A 1,401-nucleotide genomic window follows, 5' to 3' on the forward strand; every position below is an offset into this window, starting at 1 on the left:
GGCAATGCCGTTGCTTTTGCGGTTGTCGGCCGGTTGAGCCGGTGTGCTGATATCCCGTTTGGAGCGGCTGGGGCTAGGAGTCTTGACCCGGTCGTGCCCGCCAGAGCTGGTGGACCAGTTGGTCAATGAGGCCGGCCGCTCGGAGAAGCGCCGACGTCTGTTGTCCGCCCGATTCACGGTGTACTTCGTGCTGGCGATGTGCTTGTTCCCGCAGGCCGACTACCTGGAGGTTCTGCGCCTGGTGAAGACCGGCGATCCGGGCCTGCGGCCCTGGACCGGGGTGAACAAGTCCTCGCTGACCAGGGCCCGGCAGCGGCTGGGGTGGACCGTGATGCGGGAACTGTTCCGTGCCGTGGCCCGGCCACTGGGCAGGGAAGACGATCTCTTCCGCGGGCTGCGGGTACTGGCCCTGGACGGGACGCTGCTGGCCGTGCCGGACTCGGCGGCGAACAACGACGCCTTCGGCAAGTCGGGGTCACAGCGCAGTCCGACGGGGTATCCGCAGGCCCGCGTGGTCGCGGTGGCCGAGTGTTCCTCCCACGCCGTGCTCGACGCCGTGGTCGGCGGGTTCAAGGAGTCTGAGCGGATCGTCTCCGACGCCCTGGACGCCCACGTCGGAAGCGGGACGCTGTTGCTGGCCGACCGCGGGCTGTGGGGCCTGGCCCGCTGGCGCCGGCTGCGCGACCGGGGCACTCACCTGCTGTGGCGGATCGAGCGGCGCAAAGCCAGACGAGTCCAGGACGTGCTGTCCGACGGCAGTTACCTCGCCCGGATCGAGGCGAACAAGCACAGCAAAGCGGCCGGAACGGTCAAGGCCCCACCGGCCCTGGTCCGGGTCATCGAGTACCGCGTCGACGGCCAGCCGGACATCGTCCGGCTGATCACCAGCCTGACCGATCCCGAGGAGTACCCGGCTGCCGAGCTCGCCGCGCTCTACGCCCGGCGCTGGGAGATCGAGCTGGTCTTCGACGAGATCAAGACCCACCAGCGCGGTCGGCCGGTCCTCAGATCGCAGACCCCGGACGGGGTGCGCCAGGAGATTTACGCGCACCTGACCGTGCACCATGCCACCCGTGATCTGCTGGACGAAGCCGCCCGACTGCACCGCAGTACGGCAGAGCGGACCTCGTTCACCCGGGCCCTGCACGTCGTCCGCCGCACGGTGATCTCGCCGAGCGGCTTTTCCCCCCTCCGCCCGCAGACGGGACCGGCGCCTCGGGCTCGCCGAGATCGGCCGCAGTCTGTTACCTCGCCGCCGGCCACGTGACTGCCCCCGCAAGATCCGCTCATGCATCACCGGCTACGCCAGCAAGGCCCCCGGAGAACCCTCAAGTCACCGTCGCGCCCCAGTCGTCGTCACCCTGAACCACCGATGGCACGACCACTAAAGCAACGGCATTG

The 1,401-nt window shown here is 69.2% G+C and carries 1 protein-coding gene; it reads left to right on the plus strand.

Annotated elements, in window-relative coordinates; translation table 11 throughout:
• Positions 1–82 precede the first annotated feature (82 nt).
• Entirely contained in the window at positions 83–1,267 is a 1,185-nt protein-coding gene (locus OF819_RS28965) for an IS4 family transposase (protein WP_267246622.1), read from the plus strand.
• Positions 1,268–1,401: the final 134 nt, after the last annotated feature.

The organism is Streptomyces sp. PR69, assembly GCF_026420845.1.
Classification (GTDB): Bacteria; Actinomycetota; Actinomycetes; order Streptomycetales; family Streptomycetaceae; genus Streptomyces.